This is a genomic window from Kutzneria kofuensis, from assembly GCF_014203355.1.
In the GTDB taxonomy this organism is placed as follows: domain Bacteria; phylum Actinomycetota; class Actinomycetes; order Mycobacteriales; family Pseudonocardiaceae; genus Kutzneria; species Kutzneria kofuensis.
Map to the genome: position 1 here is coordinate 443,303 of NZ_JACHIR010000001.1, position 24,438 is coordinate 467,740.

Sequence of the window (24,438 nt, forward strand, 5' to 3'; positions counted from 1 at the left end):
CACGTGGCGACACGAATCTCCTTACGGCGCGAGCATGTGGTGGCCGCGAGCCTGGTCGGCTCGGTGGTCGTGGTCCTGGGATTCGCCTCCGGCCTCGGCATCCACCACACCACGAGCGCGGCGGCGGCGCCGCCCACCGCCACTGGCAGCGCCGAGCCGCCTACCACCGACACCAGCGGTGACCAGGGCGGCGGTGGGTACCAGTCGGCGGGTTACTCGGGCGGGGGCGGCCAACAAGGCGACAACCCGTACGTGGCAACGACAACGGCCCCGGTCGTAGTCGGGACAGCTACACCGACGGCCACCACGGCAGTGCCGACGACAACAACGACAGGCACCACGACGAGCGTGCCGACCTGCACGCCCGGCCTGGTGCCGCCGATCGTCGACTCGCTGACCACTGGCGTGCAAGGACTTCCGCTGCTCGGCCCGGTGGTGTCCGGAGTCGGCCTGCCGCCCCTGGTGGACACGCTGCTGGGCTCGTGCCCGGCCACGACCACGCCGACGCCCACCACCACCTCCCGGTGAACGTCGACGCGGCCCGGTCCTGGTACGTGCTCGCCAGGCTCGTCGACTACCTCGGCATCGCGCTTTTCCTCGGCGGCAGCGGCTTTGTCGCGTTGCTGTGGCCGGCCGGAAGCGCGGTGCGTGCCACCCGGCGCGTGATCACCGCCGGCTGGCTGCTCGGCGTCGCCGGCGCCGTCGCCACCATCGTGCTGGAAGGCGTCTGGGCCGGCGGCGGCCCCATCGGCTGGCCGCTGGTGACGCGGGTGCTGGCCACCGACTTCGGCCGGGTGTGGCTCGCCATCGCGCTGCTGTGGCTGCTCGCCGGCGTGGTGCTGGCGGACCTGTTGCAGCGCAAGGAGATCGCGGCGCGATCCGTGGCGTGGCGGGTCGGTGCACTCGCCGTCGGCCTGGGCCTGCTGCGCGCGATGGGGCTGACCGGGCACACCTCCGACGCCGGCACCCCGCTGGTGGAGATCGCCGACCTGGCGCACCTGCTCGGCATGGCGCTGTGGATCGGCGGACTGGTGGTGCTGCTGTTCGGCGTGCTGCCCCGGCGGCGGCCGGACGAGCTGGCCCGGGTGGTGCCGCGCTACTCGCGGCTCGCCATGGTCAGCGTGGGCACCGTCGTGCTGGCCGGCGTCGTGCTGGCCTGGCAGTCGCTCGGCTCGGTGGATGCCTTGCTGCACACCGACTACGGCCGGATCCTGCTGGTCAAGATCGGCGTGCTCGCCGTCGTGCTGGCCGCGGCGCAGGCGAGCAAGAGCTGGGTCGGCCGGCGGCTGGACTTCGCCGTGGTGCTGCGCGGCGACGCCCGCACGGTGCGGCCGTTCGTCTACTCCGTCACGGCGGAGACCGTCCTCGTGGTGTTCGTGCTGTTCGCCGCGAGTGTGCTCGTCACGGCCAGCCCCGGCCGCTGACGTTCCCCCCGGAAAGGAAACCGAAGTGGACCAACCATCCCTGCCGGCGCGCCGGCGCGGCCTGCTGCTTCCCGCGCTCGCGGTGCTCGCCGTCGCCGGATCGGTCTTCGCGCTGACCTCGCTGCGCGCCGACGACCAGCGCACGACGAGCCCGGAGCCGGCCGCGCAGACCGCCGCCCTGCCCGCATCGGTCGTGGACGCGCAGAAGGCCGCCGTGGCGCAGTACTCGCCGGCCGCGGAGACCTCGGCGATCGCCGTGGAGATCAAGAACTACGCGTTCTCCCCGGCCAGCGTCACGGTGTCGCCCGGGGCCACCGTGACCTGGACGAACGAGGACACCGCGCCGCACACCGTGACGGTGTCCAGCGGCCCGGTGACCTTCGCGTCGCCGACCCTGCAACAGGGCCAGACGTTCAGCTACACCTTCACCAAGGCCGGCACGTACTCGTACTACTGCGCCGTGCACCCGGACATGAAGGCCAGCGTCACGGTCCAGGGCTCGACTCCCCCGCCCACCACCACGACCCCGCCGCCGACGACAACCGCGTCGCCCACCACCACGATGACCATGCCGACCTCCACGCCGGGCAGCGGCTGCGTGGTCAAGGAGGCGCTGGCGCCGTTCATCGCGCACCTCAAGGCCGCGCACCTGGAGGAATCCGTCGGCCAGCAGGTCAGCGACGCGCTCAACCTCGACCAGTACATCAAGACGCACACCGTGCTGATCGAGAACATGCTCACCCCCATCCTCAACGGTGACGCCGACCAGTCGGTCAAGGACGTGCTCGCACCGCTGCTGGCGCATCTGAAGGCGGCCCACCTCGACGAGTCGCTCGGCCAGCAGGTGAGCGACCTGCTGAACGTCGACCAGTACGTCAAGACCCACACCGTGCTCGTGGAGAACATGCTCGAGCCGGTGTTCAACCAGCTGACCTGCTGACCGGGTCCGCAGCGGTCAGCGTGGCCCGCTGCGGCCCTTTCCCTGACACGAAAGGACGTCAATGCCCGACACCGCAGTCCTGCCGGTCGTCGACCACACCCTGCCGTCGCCCGGCGCCTACCGCCTGGGCGGCTGCGTCCTCGAATTCACGCCGTTCCCCTTGATACACCGCAGGATCCGACCGGACGGCGGCGAACTGGTCATCGGCGACGAATCGACCCTGACCCTGCCGGACGTGCTGACCGCGACAATCACCGTCGAGCGGCGCCGCCGACTGCGCATCAACGGCTGGCTCGACCTGCGCGGCCGGCGACACACGCTACGGCTGGCGGCACGCGTCGTGCACGTCGACGACGACGGCGTGGTGTTCGCCGCCGCCGGCACGGCCGTCGCGCCCGGCCGGCGGCGCGTGCGCGTCGAGGCCGCGATGGAGTTCACCCGATGACCCGCCGCCTGCTCTCGATACTGCTGACGATCCCGCTCCTCGCGGTGCTCGCACCGACGCCCGCCATGGCCGCGTCGCAGGCCGTGACGATGGCGCAGTACGCGTTCGCGCCGGCATCACTGACCGTGCACGTCGGCGACACGATCACCTGGACGAACCAGGATCAGGCGCCGCACGACGTCACGACGACGGCCGGACCGGTCGCGGTGCACTCTCCGATGCTGATGACCGGCCAGTCCTGGACGTACACGTTCACCCAGCCCGGCACGTACGCCTACATCTGCTCCATCCACCCCGACATGAAGGCGCAGATCACCGTGCTGGCCGCGCCGACCACGGCGCCACCGATCCAGCGGCCGGCGCCGACCACCGCCGTACATCACACGACGGCCGGCGGCGCGCCCGTCGTCGCCGCCCATCCGACCACGACGACCGCACCGCCGACCACCACTGCTACTTCCGCTGCGCCGCCGGTGATGCAGGCGATGGCGCCAACCGATCAGTCCACATTGGATCCCATGTTACTGGTCGCCGGGCTGGTCGCGGCCGTGGCGACGCTGTGCCTGCTGCTCATCGCGTCACGGGCCGCCGACTAGGCGGCGCGTCCCGTCGGCGAGTTCACCGCACAGTGCGCGGATCTCGGCGATGCCGGTGGCGGTGTCCGGCGCGTCGAGCATCCGCCGCACGATCGCCGAGCCGACGATCACGCCGTCGGCGAAGCCGGCCACCTCCGCCGCCTGCCGGCCGTCCGACACGCCCAGCCCCACGAGCACCGGCAGCTCCGTCACCTGTCGGATCCGCGCCACCAGCTCCGCACCGCTGACCTCCGAGCGCATCCCCGTGACGCCCAACGTGGACGCGGCGTAGACAAATCCCGTGCTGGCACGGGCAATAGCGGCCAGGCGCTGGTCGGTCGAACTCGGCGCGGCGATGAAAACACTGGCCAGTTCCCGCTTGTCCGCCGCCTCTCGCCACGGCCCGGCGTGCTGCACCGGCAGGTCCGGCAGCACACACCCCGCCCCGCCCGCGTCCGACAACCCGGCCGCGAACCGCTCGACGCCGTACTGCTCAATGGGATTCCAGTACGTCATCACCAGAATCGGCACGTCGGTCTTCGCGGCGACCTGCTCGACCGTGCGCAGCACGTCCTCGGTCCTGACCCCGTTGCGCAGGGCTGTGGTGCTCGCCGTTTGGATCGCCGGCCCGTCCATCACCGGATCCGTGTACGGCAGGCCGACTTCCAGCGCGTCACAACCGCTTTCGGCCATGGCCACCAGCGCCCGGACGCTGTCGTCGACGGTAGGAAACCCGGCGGGAAGGTAGCCGACGAGGGACTTCTCGTCGCGGGAGAACAGGGTCGGCCGCGGATCCATGACTCCGACGCCCCGGCCCTCGGCCGCCGTCATCTTCTCCTTGCGCGAAGCCATCTTCACCGCTCCCCCACCAGGTCGAAGTACCGCGCGGCCGTGTCCATGTCCTTGTCCCCGCGCCCCGACAGGTTGATCAGCACGACCTCCCCCAGCTCGGCGCCGAGCTTGACGGCGCCGGCGAGGGCGTGGCTGGACTCGATCGCCGGGATGATGCCCTCGGTCCGCGCCAGCAGCCGCATCGCGGCCATCGCCTCGTCGTCGGTGACGGGCACGTACTCGGCCCGCCCACTGTCCCGCAGGTACGAGTGCTCCGGCCCGACACCGGCGTAGTCCAGGCCGGCCGAGATCGAATGCGTCTCCACGGTCTGGCCGTCGTCGTCCTGCAGGAAGTAGGAGCGCGAGCCGTGCAGCACACCCACCCGGCCCCCGGCGAACGTCGCCGCGTGCCGGCCGGTCTCGACGCCGTCACCGGCGGCCTCGCAGCCGATCAGCCGCGTGGCGTCGTCCAGGAAGGGGTGGAAGGCGCCGATGGCGTTCGATCCGCCGCCGACGCAGGCCAGCACGGCGTCCGGCAGCCGGCCGGTGCGGCGCTGGATCTGCTCCCGCGCCTCGACTCCGACAACTCGCTGCAGGTCGCGCACGATCGTCGGGAACGGGTGCGGCCCGGCGGCCGTGCCGAACAGGTAGTGCGTGGAGTCCACGTTGGCCACCCAGTCGCGGAACGCCTCGTTGATGGCGTCCTTCAACGTGCCCGCACCCGTCGGCACGGCAACGACTTCCGCGCCGAGCATGCGCATCCGCGCCACGTTCAGCGCCTGCCGCTCCGTGTCGAAGGATCCCATGTAGACGGTGCAGTCGATGCCCAGCAGCGCACACGCCGTCGCCGTGGCGACGCCGTGCTGGCCGGCGCCCGTTTCCGCGATGACACGCGGCTTTCCCATGCGCTTGGCCAGCAACGCCTGCCCCAGCGCGTTGTTCAGCTTGTGCGAACCGGTGTGGTTGAGGTCCTCGCGCTTGAGGAACACCCTCGCGCCGACCGCCTCCGCGAAACGCGGCACCTCGGTCAGCGGTGTCGGCCGGCCGGCGTAGTCCGCCAGCAGGTTGTTCAGGTCCGCCGCGAACTCCTCGTCGGTGCGGGCCTTGTCGTAGGCGGCGGTGAGCTCGTCGATCGCGGCGACCAGGGCCTCGGGCACGTACTGGCCGCCGAAGCGGCCGAAGACGCCCGTCCCGTCGCCGTCGGCGGGATGGAAGAAAGAGGTGACCATATGGGGTTTTGTCCTTACGGGTGAACGAAAGCGGGCCGACGGTCGGTCAGCCGTGCCATCGCATCCCGCGGACCTGCCCGGGCTCGCAGCCGATGTGGTAGCGCACCCGGCGGCCCTTGATCCGACGTGCGGGCGCGCGGCACCCGCGGTGGGCACCTCCGAAGCGCACGTCGACGGTCACGTGGCGGAGAGTAATACCGTGACCGCCGGCGACACAACCGCTTCCGGGTTGCCGGCACCGCTGCGCCCGGGGATCGTGGTGGCATGGAACGGGACGGTGTCACGCTGACCAATCTCGACCAGCCGCTGTTCGACGGGGCCGAGGCCACCAAGGGCGACCTGGTCGACTACCTCGACGCCGTGCACCCGCAGCTGGTGCCCGTGCTCGCCGACCGGCCCCTCTCCGTGATCAGGTCGCTGCGCGACCAGCCGCCGTTCATGCAGAAGAACCTGCCGAAGTACACGCCCGCCTGGGTCCAACGGCAGCCGATCTGGGCCGAGGCGTCCAAGCGTGAGATCTCGTACGCGCTGTGCAACGACCGCCGCACCCTGCTGTGGTTCGCCAACCAGCGGGCCGTCGAGTACCACCCCACGCTGTTCCGGTTGGACCAGTGGGCTCGTCCCACCCACCTCGTGCTCGACCTCGACCCTCCCGCCGGCGATTCCTTCCGGCTCGTCGTGCAGGCCGCCCACCTCATCCGGCAGGCCCTCTCCGACTGCGGCCTCAGCGGCGCCGTCAAGACCAGCGGTTCCAAGGGCGTGCACATCTTCGTGCCCGTCGACCAGCAGGCCGCCGTCGAGGACGTCGCCGCCGCCACCCGTGCCATCGCCGCCCGCGCCGAGCGCCTCGACCCGGTGCTGGCCACCACCGCCTTCATCGTCGAGGACCGCCACGGCAAGGTTTTCCTCGACTCCACCCGTGCCGGCGGCGCCACCGTGGCCGCTGCCTACAGCCCCCGCCTCCGCCCCGGCGTCCCCGTCTCCTTCCCCGTCTCCTGGGACGCCCTCGACGATGTCACCCCCGCCGACTTCACCATCCGCACCGCCCCGGCCCTGTTGGGCACGTCCGACCCGTGGGCCGACGCCATGCCCTCGCCGCAGACCCTGCCCGCCGATCTCGTCGCCGAGGGCCACACCATTCCCGTCGCCCGCGTCCAGGCCATGCACGAGGGCAAACGCCGCGCCCGCGCCCGCCGCGGCTGAACCCCCGCGGGGTCAGCGCGGCAGCACCAGGGTCAGGTAGACCATTCCCAGCACGCCACGCCAGCCTTTGAGCCGCCATTCCCGCTGCTGGTCGGCACGCTCCCGCACCGCCGTGTCCTCCGGGTGGTCGAGCAGCCAGAGCTCCCGAGCAAGGGCGTGGGCCGACTCGAACTCGTCCCACTCGTCCTGGCTGGCCTGCGAGAGCCAGAGCAGCCGGTAGCCATGCCCGAGAGCGAGGTCGACGAGGTCCGCCACGGAGCCGTACTGCTCGCGGGGTATGGGCATGGCGGCAAGTTGGGCGGCGGTGGGTTCCCGTTCCCAGAACCCCTCGCCGAGCAGCAACCGCCCGCCGGGGCGCAGGAACCGACGGCCGGCTTCGAGGGCGTTCACGGTGTGCGAAGTGGGCTCACCGCCCCAGACCTGGCTGGCGCCGTTCACGATCACGACATCGGCCTCCCCCGACCACGCCCCGGCGTCCCCGACCGCCAAGGTGACGCGGTCGGAAAGGCCACGGTCGATGGCGAGCTTCCGGCCATGGGCGATGGCCTCGGCGTCCTGGTCGACGCCGTGACCGGTGGCCCCGGCGGCGACGGTCCGGAGCAGCAACTCGGCCCAGCCGCAGCCGAGGTCGACGACATGCTGACCGTCGAGCGGCCCGAGCGAGCGGACGAGCAGGTCGGCACGGGAGGACGACAGCGGCCCGTGAAAGGTCAGGTCTTCGTGCAGCGGAGGCAACGTCACGCCCCTAGCCTCGCGACGGACGCAACCGGATTTCAGCCGGTGACGACGGCGACGATCGCGGTGCCGGCGGCGAACTCGCCCTCCTGGACCCGGGTGAACACGCCGTGCAGCATCTTCGCCACGTACACCCGGTCGAGGTCGACGTCGTGCCGGACGCGGAAGTCGGTCACGAAATCGTCCAGTTCGGGGGTGCGTTTCGCGTAGCCGCCGAAGTGCGAGTCGAAATCGATGGACCAGTTGCCGGTCTCGGCCCCGAACGCGGCGATCTGCAGGCGGCGGACGTCACCGGCCAGGAATTCGCCGCCCTTCAGCGCGGAGAAGCCGAGCGCGTGCTGGCCGGGTCGTAGCCCGGCGGCGAGGCCGGCGAGGGTGCCGCCGGTTCCGCAGGCGCAGCACAGCACGTCGAAATCGGGTGCGATCTCGGCCGGCAACTCCATGCATCCCTTGAGCGCCAACGTGTTGGTGCCACCCTCGGGCAGCAGGTAGAAGTCGCCGAACTCGTCGGCGAGCGCGTCCAGCACGTCCGGCTCGGTCTTGCGGCGATAGGTCGTGCGGTCCAGGTAGGCCAGCCGCATTCCATACTGGACGGCCCGGGCCAGCGAGTCGTTGAGCGGCCGGTGTTCCTCGCCCCGGATGACGCCGATGGTGTCGAACCCGAACCGCGCGCCGGCCGCGGCGGTGGCCCGGATGTGGTTCGAGTAGGCGCCGCCGAACGTCAACAGCGTGTGCTGCCCCTGCTCACGCGCGGCGACCAGGTTGTACTTGAGCTTGCGCCACTTGTTGCCGGGGATGTCGGGGCTGATGAGGTCGTCCCGCTTGAGATAGAGGCGGACGTCCCTCGCGTTCAGCCGCTCGTCGCGCAACTCGGTCAGCGGGGAGGGAACCTGCACCCGCGACACTCTACGGCCGACCGGAAATGTCAGACCCCGCTGCGACGATGCTTCCGTGTCGGGACGAACCTGTCCCGCCGACGACGAGGAGCACCATCATGAGCGCTGTGGCGCCGGGCGTGCCCGGCTGGATCGACCTCGGCTCGCCCGACCTGGACGCGACCAGAGCCTTCTACACGGAGCTGTTCGGCTGGACCGCGCACACCGGCGGCGAGGAGTTCGGCGGTTACACGATCTTCAACCTGGGCGGCGAGCCGGTGGCCGGCGCGGGCCCGCTGTTCAGCGAGGGCCAGCCGACGGTGTGGACGACGTACGTGATCACCGACAGCGCGGACGACATCGCCGCCAGGGTGGAGGCCAACGGCGGCAAGGTGGTGATGGCGCCGGGCGACGTCGGCGAGAACGGCCGGATGGCGGTGTTCGTGGACGCCGGCGGCGCGGCCTTCTCGGTGTGGCAGCCGGGCACCATGCCGGGCGGTGAAGTGTTCAACGTGCCGGGCGCCCTGTGCTGGAACGAGCTGATGACCCGCGACCCGGCGGGCGCGAAGTCCTTCTACGAGGGCGTGTTCGGCTGGGGCCACGACGACAGCCCGTTCGGCGACGTCACCTACACGACGTGGACGCTCAACGGCGGCCCGGTCGGCGGCATGATGCCGATGGCGGGCGACATGTGGCCGGCCGAGGTGCCGGCGCACTGGATGATCTACTTCGCCGTCGAGGACACCGACGCCACCGCGGCCAGGTGCGTGGAGCTGGGCGGCTCGGTCGCGGTGCCGCCGACGGACATTCCGCAGGGCCGCTTCGCGGTGCTCGACGACCAGCACGGCGCGGCGTTCTCGGTCATCAAGATGTGACGGCGTGCCAGGGCGCTTCGCCCCGGCTGCGCACGGCACTGACCGTCGCGACGAGTCCGATGAGGACGGCCGCGGCGGCCAGCGCCCACACCGCGCGGGCGTGAAGCAGCAGCACGGCACCGATGACAGCGCCAACGAACATCGCCGACACGGCGAGTGCCCGCCGCGCGGCGGCGACCCGTCCCTGACGGCGGGCGTCGGCGGCGAAGCCGGCCATCATCGTGGTGAGCACGGTCGTGGTCAGGTCGGGCACGGCCAGCCGGCGCGCGATGGAGTTCTGCAGTCCCATCGCGACCGCCAGCAGCGCCGCCTGCACGACCGCGGCATCGGCCGGCAAGGAGAGGAGGATCGCCACCGCCACCAGCCCCAACTCGACAAGGGTGACGTTGCGCAGCAACCGACCCCGGTGCGTGTGCCGCCGGGCCAGCCGGCCGCCGAGGAACGCGCCGGCCAGGAAGCCGAGCAGCGCGACCACCGACGCGGCCAGCGAGAACCCCGGCACCCCCGTCAGCGCGAACGCCACGAACACGACGTTGCCGGTCATGTTCGCGACGAACACGCGGCCGAGGTCGAGGACGCTCACGGCGTCGACCAGACCGGTCGCGACCGTCAGCACCAGCAACAGCGCCGGCAGTGGGCCGTGCTTGTCGCCACGGGTCAGTTCGTGCCAGACACGCATGCGATCAGTCCAGCGGCGACGGCGCGGCGAGCGCGTGTCGCACGGTCGGTTCGCCCTCGGCCAGCCGGCGCGCCCGCTCCAACACGTCGTGGTCGGCGCCGGTATAGCGGGAGTGGTGCTGCGCCAGATGCTCGGCCCACGACGGCACCTGGAACGTCTCCAGGAACAGCGCCGGGTCGGCGATGTCCCGGTGCAGGCCCCAGCTGGTCGCGCCGGTGCGCCGGCGGGAGCGTTCCACCACGGTCATCGCGCGGGTGAAGTCGTTCACGTTGTCCTCGGCCACCCGGTACTCGATCTGCACGAGCACAGGGCCGTCGGTCGGCCGGAGTTCTAAAACCAGCGACGGGTCGGCCCAGCTCGCGGCGACCGACCGGTCCAGGTTGCCGCCGTCGTGGAGCGGCCACCACCAGCCGGTGGCCGCGCCGAGCACCAGCAGCCCGGCGGCGACGAACAGCGTGATCGTCAGGCCCGCGTAGCCGGCGACGATGCCCCAGATCGCGGCGCCGAACGCCTGGCCGCCCATGAACACGATCAGGTAGAAGGCCAGGCCGCGGGCCCGGACCCAGCCGGCCAGCGTCAGCTGCATGGCCGCGTTCAGCGTCGACAGCACGCCGATCCACGCCGCGCCGGCCAGGGTCAGCGGGATCGCGGCGACGAGTGCGTTCGGGCACAGCGGCAGGACCGCCGTCACCGCGGCGAACACCGCGCCGGAGACCATCAGCATCGCGGTGCCGCTGACCTGCCGCGCCGCCGCCGGCAGGCCCAGCGCCCCGGCGACAGCGCCGACACCGAGCGCGCCCAGCATCAGCCCGTAGCCGCTGGAGCCGAGGTGCAACACCTGGGCGGACACCGTGGGCAGTAGCGCCCACAGTGCTGAGGCCGCCGGCACGAACAGCAGCGCGCGGAGCAGGATCCGCCGAATGCCCGGTGCATGGCGCAGGTAGCGCACGCCCGCCCGCACGGCCGCGACGGCGTGCTCGCGTTCGGTCTCGTTCGGCCGGGCTTGCGGGGCCCGCCGCCACATCTGCAGTGCCAGCAGGATGACCACGAACGACACCGCGTTCAGCGCGAACGTCCAGCCCACGCCGGCCAGCGCTACCAGCAGGCCGCCCAACGCCGGCCCGACCGCGCGGGCGATGTTCATGTTGACCGCGCCCAGCGCCGACGCCTGCTTGAGCTGCTCGCGTGGCACCAGCTCCGGCTGGATCGCCTGCCATGCCGGGCCGACCAGGGCGCTGCCGCAGCCCAGCAGGAACGTCAGCGTCAGCAGCAGGCCCGCTGTCATGCCGCCGGTGAACGTCGCCACCGCGAGCAGCGCCGCCACCACCGTCATGCCCAGCTGCGCCCACACCAGCAGACGCTTGCGGTCCGCCAGATCGGCCAGCACGCCGGCCGGCAGCGCGAACAGGAACACCGGCAGCGAGCTCGCCGTCTGCACCAGCGCCACCACCGTCGGGCCGTGGTCCAGCAGCAGCCACTGTGCCCCCACCGACTGCACCCATGTGCCCACGTTCGAGGCGAACTGCGCCAGCCACAGCGCTCGGAACGATCGGGCGGCCAGCGGCGCCCAGGCGGACGTGGTGCTGCTCGATGCCAACGTCGGCTCATTTCGGTGACGGTCGGGGCCATCCAACCTACTGGTCACCCCCGTGAGTCCCGCCCACAGTCACACCGAAGGTGTGAAACCGTTTCGTACATTCGGTGTGACGCTGAGCGGGACTCGCGGGGGTCAGGGGCGGTAGCCGGGGCCGGGTTCGGGGGTGACGGCCGTGGTGGTGATCTCGCCGCCGCAGTGCCGGCAGGCCAGGAACGGGTCGGCGTGCTGGCCGCAGTCGTTGTGCCGCAACACGACCGGGGGCCCCTCCGGGGCGGGCAGGTGGGTGTCGCCCCAGTTCATCAGGGCGACCACGGCCGGGAACAGGCCCTTGCCGGCCTCGGTGAGCCGGTATTCGTGCTTGTCCTCGTCGTAGGCGACCTTCTCCAGCAGCCCGGCCTCGACGAGCCGCTTGAGCCGGGTGGACAGGGTCGGCCGCGGGATGCCGAGGTTGCGGGCGAGTTGCCCGTACCGCCGCACGCCGAAGAACGCCTCGCGCAGGATGAGCAGGGTCCACCGCTCGCCGACGAGTTCGAGGGCGCGGCCGACGGACTCCGCCGTGAACCGGTGTCGGAACTCCTGTTCGGCGGTCATCGGCGGGCCAACTCGGCCAGCAGCCGCGCGCCGCTCGGGTCCTCGGCGGTCGTCGGGACGATGCCGACGTGGTCGGCGCCGGCGGCGTGGAACTCGGCGATCCGGGCCAGCACGTCCGACTTCGAGCCGACGGCGCCGACCGAGGCGATGAGCGAGGCGGGGATGGCGGCGGCGAGGTCCTTCCGCGGCTCACCGGCCCGGGCCCGCTCCACCAGCGAAGAGTAGCCGAGGGCGCTGAACATCTCGCCGTAGCCGGGCGGGCTGAGGTACACGGCGGTCTGCGCGGCTGCTTGGGCCAGCGTGGCCGGCCCGGGGTCGAGGGCGACCGGGATCCACACCGCCAGCCGGGGCGGGGTGCGGCCGACACCAGCGGCATGGGCGTCCACGGCCTTGCGGACGGAGGCGACGTGCTCGGGCGACACGAGGTTGAGCACGACCTCGTCGGCCACCTCGGCGGCGACGCGGGTCATCGCCGGCCCGAACGCGGCGACGGTGATCGGCAGGCCGGGCAGGGGCCGCCGCAGGCGGAATCCCTTGCTGCGAACGTGGTCGCCGGCGAAATCGGTGCGTCCACCGTCCAGAACGGACCGCAGGACGCCGACGGCCTCACGCATGCGGCTGGCGGCGTGCTGCCAGGGGCGGTCGTGCCAGCCGCTGACGATGAACGGGCTGGAGCCGCCGAGCCCGACGCCGGCGACGGGCCGGGCCAGATCGGTCACCGACGACACGCCGAGAGCCACGGACACCGGCGTGCGAACGGAAATCGGCAGCGGGCCGATGCGCAGCCCGATCCGCTCGGTACGCAATCCCACCGCCGTGGCAAGGGAAAAGGCGTCGTAGGTGGCCATCTCGCCGAGCCACATGGTGCCGAAACCATTTCGCTCGGCTTCGAGGGCGATGCCGACGACCTCGGTGTCCGGCCGGTCCAGCCAGTACGGCGCCACCACGCCGATGTCGCTCACAGCTGACCCGTCTCGGTCGGCAGGCCCAGCAGCAGCCGTCCGGTCAGCTCGAACGTCGCCGGGTTGACCTGGAAGTGCGCGGTGGCGGTGTGTGCGTCCCGGAAACGGCGCTGCAGGGGGGAATCCTCGTAGATCGCGGAGCCGCCGCCGAGGTCGTACACGGCGCTGACGACCTCGGCCGAGGTCCGCACGGCGTGCGTGCAGGCGAGCCGCAGCGAGGTCCGAAGCTCGACGGAAACGGGCTCGTCCGAAGCGGCGGCCTGCCACGCGTCGTCGATCGCCTGGTAGTACAGGCCCCGCGCGGCGCGCAGCGACGCCTCGGCGGCGGCGAAGGTGCTTTGCGTCGCTGGCCGCTCGGCGGTGCTGCGGCTGGATCCGGTCGGCTTGCGCACGGTCGCCAGCTCGGCGAACTCGGTCATCGCGCCACGGGCGTTGCCCAGCGCGGCGGCCGCGATCGAGGCGGCGAAGAAGCCGAACAGCGGGAACCTCTGCAGCGTCCGGGCCCCGGCCGGCGGCCCGTCGAGCACGGAGAACAGGCGGTGGTCCGGGACGAAGACGTCCTTGGCCACGACGTCGGTGCTGCCGGTGCCGCGCAGTCCGGAGGTCTTCCAGGTGTCCAGGATCTCCAGCTCGGCGGTGGGGAACGCGGCCGTGCGCACCTGCCCGTCCTGGACGAAGCCGAGGAAGATCCAGTCGGAGTGCCGGACGCCGCTGCAGAACGACCACCGGCCGCTGATCCGCACCCCGCCGTCGACCATCTCGCCCTTGGCCCGCGGCGCCCACACGCCGGCGGCCACGGAGCCGGGGTCGCCGAACACCTCCTGAGCGCCCTTTTCCGGCAGGTACGCGCCGAGCAGGCTGCTGGTCGCGGCGATGGACACGCACCAGCCGGCGGACGCGTCACCGGTGGCGATGGTCTCGGCCGTCGCCAGGATCTCGGCGGTGGTCGGCTCGGCGCCGCCGAGGTCGGCGGTCAGCCCGATGCGCAGCAGGTCGTGCGCCTTCAGCTCGGCGACGACGCCGGGGGCCAGCTGCCGGCCCCGCTCGGTCTCCTCGGCCAGGTCGCGCGCGACGGCGGCGGCCTTCCGTGCGCTCGACAGCATGCGCCCTCCAGACGGTTCAGTTCTCTTACCGGTTCAATATTGTTACCGGGCGGACGGACGTGTCAACAGTGATGTCCGTAAGGCGCGGGACAACGGACCGGGCGGCCGACCGGCGGTACCGTGCTTGACATGACCGCCACACATGTCGACGTCCTGATCGTCGGCGCCGGGCTGTCGGGGGTGAACGCCGCCTACCGGCTGCGCACCCGGACGCCGCGCCGGACGTACGCCATCCTGGAGGCGCGGGACGCGATCGGCGGCACCTGGGACCAGTTCCGCTATCCCGGCATCCGGTCCGACTCCGACATGTTCACGCTCGGCTACCCGTTCCGGCCGTGGCCCGACCCACAGGCCATCGCCGACGGCCCGTCGATCCTGCGGTACGTGCGGGAGACCGCGTCGATGTTCGGCATCGACCGCCAGATCCGGTTCGGGCACAAGGTTGTGTCCGCCTCATGGTCCACCGTGGACGCCAGATGGAGCGTCGAGGCCGTGCACGACGGCGAGCCGGTGACCTACACCTGCTCGTTCCTCTACCTGTGCAGCGGCTACTACAGCTACGACAGCGGGCACGTGGTCGACTTCCCCGGCCAGGACAGCTTCACCGGCCAGATCGTGCACCCGCAGTTCTGGCCCGAGGATCTCGACTACACGGACAAGAACGTCGTGGTGATCGGCAGCGGCGCGACCGCCGTGACGCTCGTGCCGGCGATGACCGACAAGGCCGCGCACGTCACCATGCTCCAGCGCTCCCCCAGCTACGTCGTGGCCCGGCCGCAGCAGGACGCGCTGGCCAACAAGATCCGCCAGAGGCTGCCCGGCCGGCTCGGGCACCGCGCCGTCCGCGCCAAGAACCTGGCGTTCAGCACCGTCTTCTTCCAGTTCATGCGCCGCTTCCCCGACCGGGCCGCCGCGCTGCTGCGCAAGGGGGCCGCCGCAGCGCTCGGCGACTCCGTGCCCGTCGACCCGCATTTCGTGCCGCGCTACAAGCCGTGGGACCAGCGGCTGTGCCTGGTGCCCGACGGCGACCTGTTCAACGCCTTGCGCAGCAAGCGGGCCAGCGTCGTCACCGACCACATCGAGACGTTCACCCCCGACGGCATCCGCCTCACCTCCGGCCGCGAGCTGCGGGCCGACGTCATCGTCACCGCCACCGGCCTGAAGATGGTCGCCGTCGGCGGGCTGCGGCTCACCGTCGACGGCAAGCCCGTCGACCCGAGCAATGCCACCGTCTACAAGGGAATGATGCTCAGCGGCGTGCCCAACTTCGCCTGGTGCGTCGGCTACGCCAACAACTCCTGGACGCTGCGCGCCGACCTGACCTCGCGCTACGTCTGCCGGCTGCTCAACCACATGGACCGCCGGCACTACACGATCTGCACCCCGACCCTGTCCCCGCGCGACTCCGGCGGCGGCCGCCCGATCCTCGACCTGACCTCCGGCTACATCAAGCGCGCCGAGGCCATCCTGCCCAAGCAGGGCGCACGCCGCCCGTGGCGGTCACGTCAGACCTACATCCTCGACCACCTCGACCTGACCTACACCCCGGTCGCCGACGGCGTCATGCGCTTCGCGAGGGCGTGAGCAACCTCAGCCCGAAACCAGCGGACGGTCGTCGCCGACCCGGCGCCTCCGCAGCAGCAGCACACCCGCCGCGGCCAGCACGATGCCGATCATGTTGACCACCAGCTGCACGACCGAGCCGAGACAGCGGTCCCACTCGCCGAGCACCGCGGCCACCACCGCGTAGCCGGCCGCCGGCACGGTCGTCACCGACACGAACACCCCGACCAGCGCCGCGGACTTGGCCGAGGTCATGGCCAGCATCCCGGCCGCACCGGCCAACAGAGCCACGATCAGCGAGTACGGCCCGACCTGGTAGACGAACTCGACCTGGTGGGCCGACAACACGGCCGTGCGATCGAACAAGCCGACGAATTCGGCCAGAACCGTGACACCGGCCGTGACCAGCATCGCGACCGGGAATCCGAGGGCCAGGGCCAGGCCGGCTCGTCGGAGCAGGTCACCGCGCCGGCGCACCAGCCCGACGGCGAGCGCGGCCAACGGGCCGAACTCGGGCCCCACGATCATCGCGCCGACGATGGTGACCGGCGAGTTGGTGACCACGCCGACCGACGCGAGCACGCAGGCCAGCGTGAGGAAAGCTTGGAAGGTGACACTCGGCTTGGCCTCCTCGCCGGTCTTGGCCAGCAGTTCCTCCCACACCACGGCGTCGGCGCCATCGCCGGGCGCCGCATGCTCGGCGCGGTCGACGGCGTCGGACAGCACCGTGTCCACCGCCTCCAGGGTGATCCCGCCGACGTGATCGACGTCGAGCCGACACAGCTCGGCGACGACCGCGTCGGCCGCCTCCCGCGCCACGGCAGCCTCGACGACGTCACCGGCGCCGTCCATCGCGACGCCGCGCAGCAGCACCACGTGCGCGGCGCCGACCTGCCGCCGCAGGGCCTCGAGCACGGCGTCGGTCCGTCCGTTCGGGACGATCACTCTCAAATGGAACACGTTCCGACGATATCGCCGAGGGCCTGCTACCAACGGTCGACGTGCAGAACCTCGTCGAGGGGCTGGCGCGGGGCGGGCTTGAAGTCGGTGCCGGTGTAGTAGGCGGTGGGGATGAGGGCCGCCTGGTGCACGTCGGCGGGGAGGCCGAGGATGTCGGCGACCTCGGACTCATAGCTGAGGTGCAGCGTGGTCCAGGCGGTGCCGAGGCCACGGGTGCGGGCGGCGAGCATGTAGCTCCAGGCGGCGGGCAGGAGCGAACCCCACAGCCCGGCCTGGTTGCCGGACGGGAGCCCGCCGGCGACGCGAAGGCAGGGCAGCACGAGCACGGGGACCTGCCCCATGGTGTCGGCCAGGGCGGCGACGGAGGAGTGCACCCGTTGCTGCACGGCGGAACGGTCGGGGTCGTCGGCGAACAACTTGCCGGCCGCGCCGGCGGATTCCAGGTACTCGTGGCAGGCGCGCCGGTACACGTCGCCGATCGCGGCCCGCTGCGCCTCGTCGGTGACGACGATCCACTGCCACTGCTGGCGGTTGGAGCCGCTGGGCGCCTGCAAGGCGATGGTGAGGCATTCCCGAACCACGGCCAGGTCCACGGGCCGGGTCAGGTCCAGCCGCTTGCGCACGGACCTGGTCGTGGTCAGGACGGCCTCCGCCGACATCTCGCTCATGCGGTTATGACTACCAGCGGCGTCCAGGCACCGCTGCTTCGAACGACCTGTAGCGGAGCTTCACAACAGCTTGTCGAGGGTGATCGGCAGGTCGCGGACGCGCTTGCCGGTGGCGTTGTGCACGGCGTTGGCGACGGCCCCGGCCACGCCGACGATGCCGAGCTCGCCGATGCCGCGGGCCCCGAGCGGGCTGAAGACCGTGTCGGGGTAGTTGAGGAACCGGACGTCGATGGGCGGGATGTCGGCGTTGACGGGCACGAGGTAGGCGGCCATGTTGGCGCCGGCGTAGCGACCGGTGTCGGGCTCGACCCGGCTGTCCTCCAGCAGCGCGCCGCCGATGCCCATCACGACGGCCCCGAGCACCTGGCTGCGCGCGGTCTTCTCGTTGACGATGGTGCCGCCGTCGATCACCGACAGCCATCGCGTCACCCGCGGCTCGCCGGTCCACCGGTTGACGCGGACCTCGCAGAAGTGCGCCCCGAACGACATGTAGCCGTAGCCCTTGGTGGTGCCGCTGGGCAGCGCGGACGTGCCCTCGACGGCCGGCATGTCCAGCGCGGTCAGCAGGCTGCCGAAGCTCATCGACACGCCGTCGGCGCTGACCATGCCGGCGTTGTAGACCGGTGTCTTGCCGTAGAAGGGCGATTGCGGATTCTGTGCGGCCTGCGCAAGCAAGGCGGACTTCGCGGCGTCGGCGGCAACCATCAATGACGGCCCGTTGCTGGATGTCGACGTGGAACCACCGGCCGGTGTGGCGGGCGGCAGCAAGGAGTCGCCCAGCTCGGCGCGGACGGAGCCCACCGGGATGCCCAGGGCCTGCGAGCCGAGGATGGCGAACACCGTGAGCTGGCCGGTGCCGAGGTCGGCACCGGTGCCGGAGACGACGGCGGTGCCGTCGGCCTGCAGCCGGACCTTCATAGACGACTTCGACCGCGAGGCCGGATAGGTGGCGGTGGCCATGCCGAGGCCGACGAACCAGTCGCCGTCACGCACCGAGCCCGGCACGGGATTGCGTTCGGCCCAACCGAAAGCGTTTGCGCCGACCTGGTAGCACTCGTCCAGGTGCTTGCTGGACCAGGGGTTCCCGCTGTTGGGCACCTTGGCCGCGTAGTTCTTCTGCCGCAGCGCCAACGGGTCCACGCCGAGCTTGACCGCCAGCTCGTCCATGGCGCTTTCCAGCGCGAACGCCCCGTGCGTCTCGCCCGGCGCCCGCATCGGCGTCATCGCCGACACGTCCAGCGGCACGAACGCCCGCGTGATGTGCAGGTTCGGCGACGCGTAGGCGGTGAGGGAATGGTTGGCCACGTTCTCCATGGACGGCCCGGACTGCGACTTGCCGGAGATGCCCTCGTGCTTGATCGCCACGAGCGTGCCGTCCTTGGCCGCGCCCAGCGTCACGGTCTGGTGCGACGGCGGCCGATGACCCGACACGGCAAAGGTCTGCTCCCGGGTCAGCGCGACCTTCACCGGCCGGCTCAGGGCCCGAGCCGCCGCGGCGGCCAGCGGGACGTGGGCCCAGTTGCCGATCTTGCCGCCGAAGGCCCCGCCGACGTAGGGATTCACGACGTGCACTTTGGACTGATCGACACCGAGCGCCCGCGCGATGTGGCTGGCGACGTTCATCACGCCCTGCGTCGCCGTGTACAGCGTGAGCCGGTCGTCTGTCCACACCGCGACGGCCGCGTGCGGCTCCATCGGATTGTGGTGCTGGTGCGGGGTCGTGTAGACGGCTGAGACCGTGACCTCGCTGGCCGCCAGGGCGGCGTCGATGGAGGTGACGCCGGGGGCCAGGACCTCGGCGACCGGGCTGCTCGTCGGGGTCGCGGTCGCGACACCGGCGGCGAAGTTCACGTTGCCCGGCTTGACGTCGTACGTCGTCGACACGAGCGAGGCGGCGTCCCGGGCGTGCTCGAAGGTGTCGGCGACGACCATGCCGATCACCTGGCCGTTGTACCGCACGTTGTTGTCCTGCAACACCGGCGCGGTCTCGTCCGTGGAGCCGTCGCCGTACCCGTAGAGCTTCAACGGGCTGAACGGCGTGTACACGGCGAAGACACCCGGCGCGGCCTGCGCGGCGGTGACGTCCATCGCGGTTACGGCGCCGAGGGCGATGGTGCTCGTCAGCAGGTATCCGTAGGCAGTGGCGGCATTGTCGGCCGCGTAGACGGCACCGCCGGTGACCTTGAGGTGAGACTCCACACGGGACAGTGAGACGGTCATCGCGCACCTGCCAACGCCCGTGCGATGGTCCGCTGCACCAGCGGCACCTTGAAGCCGTTGCCCGCCAACGGCTGAGCCCCCACGACCGCCAACTTCGCCGCCTCCAGGTAACTGTCCTCGGTCGCCGGCTTGCCGCGCAGCGCCTTCTCCACGGCCTGCAGCCGCCACGGCCGCGTGCCGACGCCGCCGACCGCGACCCGTGCGTCCCGCACCACTCCCCCGTGCACGTCCACCGCGACAGCGGCCGACGCCAGGGCGAACTCGTACGACGACCGGTCGCGCACCTTGACGTAGGTCTGCGGCCAGTCGCAGGCCGGCACGATCACCTCGGTGATCAGCTCCCCCGGCCGCAGCTGGTTCTCCACCGACGGCGTGTCGCCGGGCAGCCGGTAGAAGTCGGCCAGCCGGACGACCCGCTCGCCGTGCCGGTCCTGCAGCCGGATCGAGGCGTCCAGCGCGACCAGCGCCACCGCGAGGTCGCTGGCGTGGGTGGCGACACAGGACGCGCTGGTGCCGAGAATGGCGTGCATCCGGTTGTCCCCATGGACGGCGGGACAGCCGCTGCCCGGTTTGCGCTTGTTGCACGGCATGCGCACGTCACGGAAGTAGTCGCAACGGGTTCGCTGCAACAGGTTGCCACCGATGCTGGCCATGTTGCGCAGCTGCGGCGAAGCGCTCAGCTGCAACGCCGTGGACACCATGGACCAGCGCGCGGCCACCTCGTGGTGCACGGCGACGTCGGCCATCCGCTCCAGCGCGCCGATCCGCAGGCCCAGCGGCGTGCACTGGATCCCGCGCAGCGGCAGGGAGTTGATGTCGACGACGTGCGCCGGCGTCATCACCTCCAGCTTCATCAGGTCCACCAGCGTGGTGCCGCCGGCCAGATAGGACGTGCCGTCGCCGCCGTGGGAAAGCGCTTGCCGAACGGTGCCGGCGGAGCCGAAGTCGTACGCCTTCATCGGCGGTCACCCCGATTTTGATCGGCACGGCACTGCTTGATGGCGTCCACGATGTTCGAGTAGGCGCCGCACCGGCAGATGTTGCCGGACATCGCCTCCCGGATGTCCTCGTCGGTACGGGCGGAGCCCTGGCTCACGACCTCGACGGCCGACATGATCTGCCCGGACGTGCAGAAGCCGCACTGGAATCCGTCGCAGTCGACGAAGGCCTGTTGCACGGGATGCAACGAATCGCCGTCGGCGATCCCTTCGATCGTCGTGACCTTCTTGCCCACACAGGCAATCGCCAGCGTCAGGCAGGACACCACGCGACGGCCGTCCACATGGACGGTGCAGGCCCCGCACTGGCCGCGGTCGCAGCCCTTCTTGGTGCCGGTCAGCCCGAGCCGCTCACGCAGCGCATCCAGCAGCGTGACCGTCGGGTCTGCGTCGATCTCGTACACCTTGCCGTTGACGCTCAACCGGATCCGGTCCGGCGGCGTTGTGTCGGCCCAGGCCCGACCGGGTGCCAGCGTCACCGTGCCGGCGACGGAGGCGGCCGCCGCGCCGCCCAGAAAACCGCGCCGGGACACACTTCCTGCCATGCGACCTCCCAGATAGGTGGTCGACGCGGCGGAGTCGACGTCACTGTCGGTGAGGCTAGCAGCACGCGCGATTGACAGTCACCGACGTGCGTAGTGAGATGACTCCACCGCCGCGTCCCCGTGATCGAGGAGGACGACATGAGGGTCGCTGCGACGTTGGTCGCCAGTCTGACCTTGAGCACGACCGTGTTGGTCGGACAGGCATCGGCCGACACGGTGCCCGCAGCCTGCCCGGTCGTCGCGCCGATGTACACCGCCGCCGACTACTGGCTCGCGCATGGCACCGACCTGGCCTCCGCCAGCTGGCGCAATGCCGTCTTCCACGTCGGCAACCTGGCCATGGTGTTGACCAGCGGCCAGTCCAACCACAAGACCCTGCCGTGGGCGCAGGCGCTGAAGTACCAGCTGGACACCGATCCGGCCAACGAGTTCAACCCCGCGAACGAGGCCGCCGGGGAGGCCTATCTCGACCTCTACACCTACTTCCACCCGGACCCGCCGATCCTGGCCGCGCTGCGCCAGCGCGTCGCCGACGAGGTGGCCAGCGTGCAGCAGGGCCACGTCAAGTACTGGAACACGGTCGACGCCCTGAACCAGGCGTGGCCCCAGTTCGTTCGGCTGGGCGTGCTGGACAACAAGCCGGAGAACATCCAGGCGGCGCAGGAGCTGTTCCACTACACGGAGAAGCGCGCCGGCGGCTTCGGCCTGTTCAACGAGCTCACCGGCCTCTGGTACCACGACGCGAGCCAGGTCGGCTCGCTGCAGTTCTGGTCCCGTGGCAACGGCGAGGCCCTCGCGGCGCTGGCGACCGTGCTGCAGTGGCTGCCGAAGGACGACCCGAACCGTCCGGAGTACGTGCGGGTGTTCCAGAAGATGGCCAACACCCTTCGGCTGGTTCAGCGATCCGACGGTTTCTGGAACGTGGACCTGCTCAACCCCTTCGACCACCCGGGCCCGGAGAGCAGCGGCACCGCGTTCTTCACCTACGCGCTGGGCTGGGGCGTCAACAACGGGATTTTGGACGCCAAGAAGTTCACGCCGACCGTGACCAAGGGCTGGAACGCGCTGACCACCAAGGCGTTGCAGCCCAGCGGCCTGTTCGGCTACGCGCAGGGCGACGCGACCGGCCCGCGCGGCGCGCAGCCGGTCAAGGCGACCGACACGGCTGCCTACGCGGTCGGGGCGTACCTGATGGCGGGGCAATAGGTGGCGAAGCTGACCCCCGGCTGCTGATCTTGCCGCTACTCTGCGCGGTATGACCGCGTTTGCCGCTTTGGACGTGCCCGGCGGGTTGTTCCCGCCGGGCACGCTCTGCTGATGGGGGCGCGTAGAGCGCTGATCGTGGCCACCGGCTCCTACGAGCACCGGGGGCTGCGCCGGTTGGCCGCGCCGGCGCACGACGCCGACGCGCTGCGGGCCGTGCTGGCCGACCCGGAGCTCGGCGGCTTCGAGGTGGACGTGGCGCGGGACCTGCCGTCGCACCAGATCCAGCGCCGGGTGGCGGACTTCCTCGCCGGCGCCGGCCGGGACGACGTGCTGCTGCTGCACTTCTCCTGTCACGGGCTGAAGAACGCCGCCGGCGAGTTGTTCCTGGCCGGCACGGACACGGTGCCGAACCGGCTGTCCGCGACGGCGGTGCCGGCCCGGTTCGTGAACGACGAGCTGGCCGAGTGCCGGGCCGCGCACGTGGCAGTGCTGCTGGACTGCTGCTTCGGCGGCGCGTTCGCCAAGGGCACGGTGTCACGGGCGGTCGACGAGGTCGATGTCGAGCAGTCGTTCCCGCTGCGGCCGGGGCGCAGCCGCGTGGTGATCACGGCTTCGTCGGCGACGGAGTACGCCTTCGAGGGCGAGGAGCTGGCGGAGTCGGGCCGGTTACGGCCGTCGCTGTTCACCGAGGCCGTCGTGGAGGGCCTGCGGACCGGCGACGCCGATCTCAACGGCGACGGCTCGGTGGACCTGGACGAGCTCTACAAGTACGTCTACGCAAGGGTTGTCGCGGCGACGGCGCATCAGACGCCGCATCAGTCCGGCGGCGGTCACGGCGCTTCGCTGCTGGTCGCCCGTACTCCGCTGGCGCGCCGGATCGCGCCGGTCGACGTGCCGGAATCCCTTTCCGCGCGGGCGAAGGATCTTGACGCTGGCATCCGTTTGGCGGCGGTCGGCGAGCTGCGGACGTTACTGGTCGGCGACGACGTGGCCGTTGCCGCGGGCGCGCTGACGGTGTTGCAGACGTTGACCGGCGACGACAGCGTGACCGTGCGCACCGCCGCCGTGGAGGCGTTGGCGGTGGCGCAGTTGCGGGCGTCGCCGTCGGTGGTCGAGCTCGGCGAAGCCACGGAACAGGTCGTGGCCTTGGCCGGTGCGCCGCTGGCGCGGATCTTCCACGTGACGACCGGAACCCGCTGGCTGCGGGTGTCGCAGGAGGGTGCTTCGGTGGTCGTGCGCGCCGATCCGGCCGCCTACCCCGAGGGCTACGGCGAGCTGCGCGGCGACTTCACGGTGACCAGCCGGCTCGGGCCGATCGTGGTGCCGGTGGTGTGCCGGCCGGCGGGGCGGTTGTGGGCGACGCGGGCGACGATTCCGGCGCCGGACCTGACGTGGTTCCGGGACTGGCGCGTGCTTTTCGGCGTCGCGGTGGCGCTGCTGGTGGTCGTGCTCGGGGCGGCCGGCGACATGCTGGGCCACTCGACCTTCCTCGGCTTCGTCTACGAGGCGCTGCGCTGGGGGCCGCTGCTCATCAGCATCCCGCTGCTGGAGCGGTCGGGACCGCAGCGCGTCGTCGGCCACGGCGTGGTGACCGCCAACGCCGTGTTTCTGCTGGTCGACGGCCTGGGCAGCGTGCACTCCGTGGGCAACGTGTGGTCCTGGCTGCAACTGGCCCTGGCGGCGACGCTGGTGGTGGTGCTGGCGATCCGGCTGTGGCCGTTCGACCAGGTGCCGCGTCGGGTGACACTGGTGCCGCCGACACAGCGGCCCCTGGCCTGGGTGACCATCGGCGCTACCGTGGTCGAGCTGATCCTGCTGTTCGCGGCCGTGCCGTACGTGGATGCCGCGGGCTTCGACAGCTCGTTCACCATCGGTGGCGTGCTCGGGCTGGTCGCCGGCCTGCTCGCGGTCGTGCCGTGGGCCGGGTTGTGCCTGCTGGCCGTCCTGGCGCGGACGGTGACCGCGCCGCAGCGCCTGTTCCTCACCACCGCGATCGTCGCGTACGCCGGGCCCGAGGTGTTCTTCATGCTCGGGTCGCTGCTGCTCGGCGCCAACTTCACCTACGTCGGTGACGACGTGTGGGGGCCCGATGTCACCGCCCCGTGGTTCGCGCTGCTGCACGGCGTCGTCACGGCCGCGCTGGCCGGCTCCGCCGTGGCGAGAGTTTACAGGCGGGTGTGACCCGGGTTACCTTCTGGAAGCGCTTCCAGAATC

At 71.3% G+C, this 24,438-nt stretch carries 25 protein-coding genes; 10 read left to right on the plus strand and 15 right to left on the minus strand.

Annotated features, from left to right (window positions below; all coding sequences use genetic code 11):
* The first annotated feature begins 3 nt into the window (after positions 1 to 3).
* The 5 genes from BJ998_RS47000 to BJ998_RS01975 all read left to right on the plus strand — a co-directional run bounded on the left by BJ998_RS47000 (position 4) and on the right by BJ998_RS01975 (position 3,405).
* A complete protein-coding gene (locus BJ998_RS47000; RefSeq protein ID WP_184857927.1) occupies positions 4 to 528 on the plus strand; it encodes a hypothetical protein in 525 nt (174 codons plus the stop codon).
* A complete protein-coding gene (locus BJ998_RS01960; RefSeq protein WP_312889870.1) occupies positions 483 to 1,424 on the plus strand; it encodes a CopD family protein in 942 nt (313 codons plus the stop codon). The genes BJ998_RS47000 and BJ998_RS01960 overlap by 46 nt, the downstream gene beginning before the upstream one ends.
* A 25-nt stretch (positions 1,425 to 1,449) precedes the next feature.
* Entirely contained in the window at positions 1,450 to 2,364 is a 915-nt protein-coding gene (locus BJ998_RS01965; RefSeq protein ID WP_184857929.1) for a cupredoxin domain-containing protein, read from the plus strand.
* Between the two features lie 61 nt (positions 2,365 to 2,425).
* Complete coding sequence (locus tag BJ998_RS01970) at positions 2,426 to 2,809, plus strand: hypothetical protein (RefSeq protein WP_184857931.1); 384 nt, start codon at positions 2,426 to 2,428, stop codon at positions 2,807 to 2,809.
* The gene (locus tag BJ998_RS01975) at positions 2,806 to 3,405 is read left to right on the plus strand and encodes a cupredoxin domain-containing protein (RefSeq protein ID WP_184857933.1); all 600 of its coding nucleotides are present in this window, start codon (positions 2,806 to 2,808) and stop codon (positions 3,403 to 3,405) included. The genes BJ998_RS01970 and BJ998_RS01975 overlap by 4 nt, the downstream gene beginning before the upstream one ends.
* Here BJ998_RS01975 and trpA read toward each other — a convergent pair.
* Genes trpA through trpM form a run of 3 tightly spaced genes read right to left on the minus strand, consistent with a single transcriptional unit; the run spans position 3,388 to position 5,625 of the window.
* A complete protein-coding gene (gene trpA, locus BJ998_RS01980; RefSeq protein WP_184868359.1) occupies positions 3,388 to 4,182 on the minus strand; it encodes a tryptophan synthase subunit alpha in 795 nt (264 codons plus the stop codon). The two genes, BJ998_RS01975 and trpA, sit on opposite strands and share 18 nt — an antisense overlap.
* A 56-nt stretch (positions 4,183 to 4,238) precedes the next feature.
* Complete coding sequence (gene trpB / locus BJ998_RS01985) at positions 4,239 to 5,444, minus strand: tryptophan synthase subunit beta (RefSeq protein ID WP_184857935.1); 1,206 nt, start codon at positions 5,442 to 5,444, stop codon at positions 4,239 to 4,241.
* A gap of 46 nt (positions 5,445 to 5,490) precedes the next feature.
* Positions 5,491 to 5,625, minus strand: coding sequence for a tryptophan biosynthesis modulator TrpM (gene trpM / locus BJ998_RS49480; RefSeq protein WP_376775832.1), 135 nt, complete (start codon positions 5,623 to 5,625; stop codon positions 5,491 to 5,493).
* Between the two features lie 83 nt (positions 5,626 to 5,708).
* On the opposite strand from trpM, the gene BJ998_RS01990 reads away from it, so the two are divergent.
* A complete protein-coding gene (locus tag BJ998_RS01990; RefSeq protein WP_184857937.1) occupies positions 5,709 to 6,647 on the plus strand; it encodes a DNA polymerase domain-containing protein in 939 nt (312 codons plus the stop codon).
* Positions 6,648 to 6,659: 12 nt separating this feature from the next.
* Here BJ998_RS01990 and BJ998_RS01995 read toward each other — a convergent pair whose 3' ends face one another.
* On the minus strand, positions 6,660 to 7,388 hold the full coding sequence (locus tag BJ998_RS01995; RefSeq protein ID WP_312889871.1) for an SAM-dependent methyltransferase: 729 nt from the start codon (positions 7,386 to 7,388) through the stop codon (positions 6,660 to 6,662).
* Positions 7,389 to 7,420: 32 nt separating this feature from the next.
* A complete protein-coding gene (locus tag BJ998_RS02000; RefSeq protein ID WP_312889872.1) occupies positions 7,421 to 8,278 on the minus strand; it encodes a 1-aminocyclopropane-1-carboxylate deaminase/D-cysteine desulfhydrase in 858 nt (285 codons plus the stop codon).
* 98 nt (positions 8,279 to 8,376) lie between these two features.
* On the opposite strand from BJ998_RS02000, the gene BJ998_RS02005 reads away from it, so the two are divergent.
* Positions 8,377 to 9,132: a VOC family protein gene (locus BJ998_RS02005; RefSeq protein WP_184857939.1), complete on the plus strand. Its 756-nt coding sequence runs from the start codon at positions 8,377 to 8,379 to the stop codon at positions 9,130 to 9,132.
* On the opposite strand, the gene BJ998_RS02010 is transcribed toward BJ998_RS02005, so the two are convergent.
* The 5 genes from BJ998_RS02010 to BJ998_RS02030 all read right to left on the minus strand — a co-directional run bounded on the left by BJ998_RS02010 (position 9,122) and on the right by BJ998_RS02030 (position 14,064).
* Positions 9,122 to 9,811 (minus strand): YoaK family protein, encoded by a 690-nt coding sequence (locus BJ998_RS02010; RefSeq protein ID WP_184857941.1) that lies wholly within the window; start codon positions 9,809 to 9,811, stop codon positions 9,122 to 9,124. The genes BJ998_RS02005 and BJ998_RS02010 overlap by 11 nt on opposite strands.
* Positions 9,812 to 9,815: 4 nt before the next feature.
* The gene (locus tag BJ998_RS02015; protein ID WP_184857943.1) at positions 9,816 to 11,408 is read right to left on the minus strand and encodes an MFS transporter; all 1,593 of its coding nucleotides are present in this window, start codon (positions 11,406 to 11,408) and stop codon (positions 9,816 to 9,818) included.
* A 132-nt stretch (positions 11,409 to 11,540) separates the two neighbouring features.
* On the minus strand, positions 11,541 to 11,999 hold the full coding sequence (locus BJ998_RS02020; protein ID WP_184857945.1) for a winged helix-turn-helix transcriptional regulator: 459 nt from the start codon (positions 11,997 to 11,999) through the stop codon (positions 11,541 to 11,543).
* Positions 11,996 to 12,961: an LLM class F420-dependent oxidoreductase gene (locus BJ998_RS02025; protein WP_184857947.1), complete on the minus strand. Its 966-nt coding sequence runs from the start codon at positions 12,959 to 12,961 to the stop codon at positions 11,996 to 11,998. Before BJ998_RS02025 ends, BJ998_RS02020 begins: the two co-directional genes overlap by 4 nt.
* Positions 12,958 to 14,064 carry an acyl-CoA dehydrogenase family protein gene (locus BJ998_RS02030; RefSeq protein ID WP_184857949.1) on the minus strand — a complete coding sequence of 369 codons (1,107 nt, stop codon included), beginning with the start codon at positions 14,062 to 14,064 and terminating at the stop codon, positions 12,958 to 12,960. The genes BJ998_RS02025 and BJ998_RS02030 overlap by 4 nt, the downstream gene beginning before the upstream one ends.
* Positions 14,065 to 14,193: 129 nt before the next feature.
* On the opposite strand from BJ998_RS02030, the gene BJ998_RS02035 reads away from it, so the two are divergent.
* Positions 14,194 to 15,648 carry a flavin-containing monooxygenase gene (locus BJ998_RS02035; protein WP_184857951.1) on the plus strand — a complete coding sequence of 485 codons (1,455 nt, stop codon included), beginning with the start codon at positions 14,194 to 14,196 and terminating at the stop codon, positions 15,646 to 15,648.
* Positions 15,649 to 15,654: 6 nt separating this feature from the next.
* Here BJ998_RS02035 and BJ998_RS02040 read toward each other — a convergent pair whose 3' ends face one another.
* The 5 genes from BJ998_RS02040 to BJ998_RS02060 form a co-directional block, all read right to left on the minus strand.
* Positions 15,655 to 16,587 carry a DUF389 domain-containing protein gene (locus tag BJ998_RS02040; protein WP_184857953.1) on the minus strand — a complete coding sequence of 311 codons (933 nt, stop codon included), beginning with the start codon at positions 16,585 to 16,587 and terminating at the stop codon, positions 15,655 to 15,657.
* Between the two features lie 26 nt (positions 16,588 to 16,613).
* Positions 16,614 to 17,246, minus strand: a complete 633-nt coding sequence (locus tag BJ998_RS02045; RefSeq protein WP_184868362.1) for a nitroreductase family protein — start codon at positions 17,244 to 17,246, stop codon at positions 16,614 to 16,616.
* Positions 17,247 to 17,315: 69 nt separating this feature from the next.
* Positions 17,316 to 19,475, minus strand: coding sequence for a xanthine dehydrogenase family protein molybdopterin-binding subunit (locus BJ998_RS02050; protein WP_184857955.1), 2,160 nt, complete (start codon positions 19,473 to 19,475; stop codon positions 17,316 to 17,318).
* Positions 19,472 to 20,434: an FAD binding domain-containing protein gene (locus BJ998_RS02055; protein WP_184857956.1), complete on the minus strand. Its 963-nt coding sequence runs from the start codon at positions 20,432 to 20,434 to the stop codon at positions 19,472 to 19,474. The genes BJ998_RS02050 and BJ998_RS02055 overlap by 4 nt, the downstream gene beginning before the upstream one ends.
* A complete protein-coding gene (locus tag BJ998_RS02060; protein ID WP_184857958.1) occupies positions 20,431 to 21,018 on the minus strand; it encodes a (2Fe-2S)-binding protein in 588 nt (195 codons plus the stop codon). The genes BJ998_RS02055 and BJ998_RS02060 overlap by 4 nt, the downstream gene beginning before the upstream one ends.
* A 138-nt stretch (positions 21,019 to 21,156) precedes the next feature.
* On the opposite strand from BJ998_RS02060, the gene BJ998_RS02065 reads away from it, so the two are divergent.
* The gene (locus BJ998_RS02065) at positions 21,157 to 22,224 is read left to right on the plus strand and encodes a glycoside hydrolase family 88 protein (protein WP_184857960.1); all 1,068 of its coding nucleotides are present in this window, start codon (positions 21,157 to 21,159) and stop codon (positions 22,222 to 22,224) included.
* Between the two features lie 111 nt (positions 22,225 to 22,335).
* Positions 22,336 to 24,405: a caspase family protein gene (locus tag BJ998_RS02070; RefSeq protein ID WP_184857963.1), complete on the plus strand. Its 2,070-nt coding sequence runs from the start codon at positions 22,336 to 22,338 to the stop codon at positions 24,403 to 24,405.
* Positions 24,406 to 24,438 lie beyond the last annotated feature (33 nt).

Bases quoted from the DNA above. Each gene is read 5' to 3' on its own strand.
- BJ998_RS01970 (WP_184857931.1), top strand. From the start codon at position 2,426: ATGCCCGACACCGCAGTCCTGCCGGTCGTCGACCACACCCTGCCGTCG.
- BJ998_RS01975 (WP_184857933.1), top strand. From the start codon at position 2,806: ATGACCCGCCGCCTGCTCTCGATACTGCTGACGATCCCGCTCCTCGCG.
- trpA (WP_184868359.1), bottom strand. From the start codon at position 4,182: ATGGATCCGCGGCCGACCCTGTTCTCCCGCGACGAGAAGTCCCTCGTC.
- trpB (WP_184857935.1), bottom strand. From the start codon at position 5,444: ATGGTCACCTCTTTCTTCCATCCCGCCGACGGCGACGGGACGGGCGTC.
- BJ998_RS01990 (WP_184857937.1), top strand. From the start codon at position 5,709: ATGGAACGGGACGGTGTCACGCTGACCAATCTCGACCAGCCGCTGTTC.
- BJ998_RS02005 (WP_184857939.1), top strand. From the start codon at position 8,377: ATGAGCGCTGTGGCGCCGGGCGTGCCCGGCTGGATCGACCTCGGCTCG.
- BJ998_RS02010 (WP_184857941.1), bottom strand. From the start codon at position 9,811: ATGCGTGTCTGGCACGAACTGACCCGTGGCGACAAGCACGGCCCACTG.
- BJ998_RS02020 (WP_184857945.1), bottom strand. From the start codon at position 11,999: ATGACCGCCGAACAGGAGTTCCGACACCGGTTCACGGCGGAGTCCGTC.
- BJ998_RS02030 (WP_184857949.1), bottom strand. From the start codon at position 14,064: ATGCTGTCGAGCGCACGGAAGGCCGCCGCCGTCGCGCGCGACCTGGCC.
- BJ998_RS02035 (WP_184857951.1), top strand. From the start codon at position 14,194: ATGACCGCCACACATGTCGACGTCCTGATCGTCGGCGCCGGGCTGTCG.
- BJ998_RS02045 (WP_184868362.1), bottom strand. From the start codon at position 17,246: ATGTCGGCGGAGGCCGTCCTGACCACGACCAGGTCCGTGCGCAAGCGG.
- BJ998_RS02050 (WP_184857955.1), bottom strand. From the start codon at position 19,475: ATGACCGTCTCACTGTCCCGTGTGGAGTCTCACCTCAAGGTCACCGGC.
- BJ998_RS02055 (WP_184857956.1), bottom strand. From the start codon at position 20,434: ATGAAGGCGTACGACTTCGGCTCCGCCGGCACCGTTCGGCAAGCGCTT.
- BJ998_RS02060 (WP_184857958.1), bottom strand. From the start codon at position 21,018: ATGGCAGGAAGTGTGTCCCGGCGCGGTTTTCTGGGCGGCGCGGCGGCC.
- BJ998_RS02065 (WP_184857960.1), top strand. From the start codon at position 21,157: ATGAGGGTCGCTGCGACGTTGGTCGCCAGTCTGACCTTGAGCACGACC.
- BJ998_RS02070 (WP_184857963.1), top strand. From the start codon at position 22,336: ATGGGGGCGCGTAGAGCGCTGATCGTGGCCACCGGCTCCTACGAGCAC.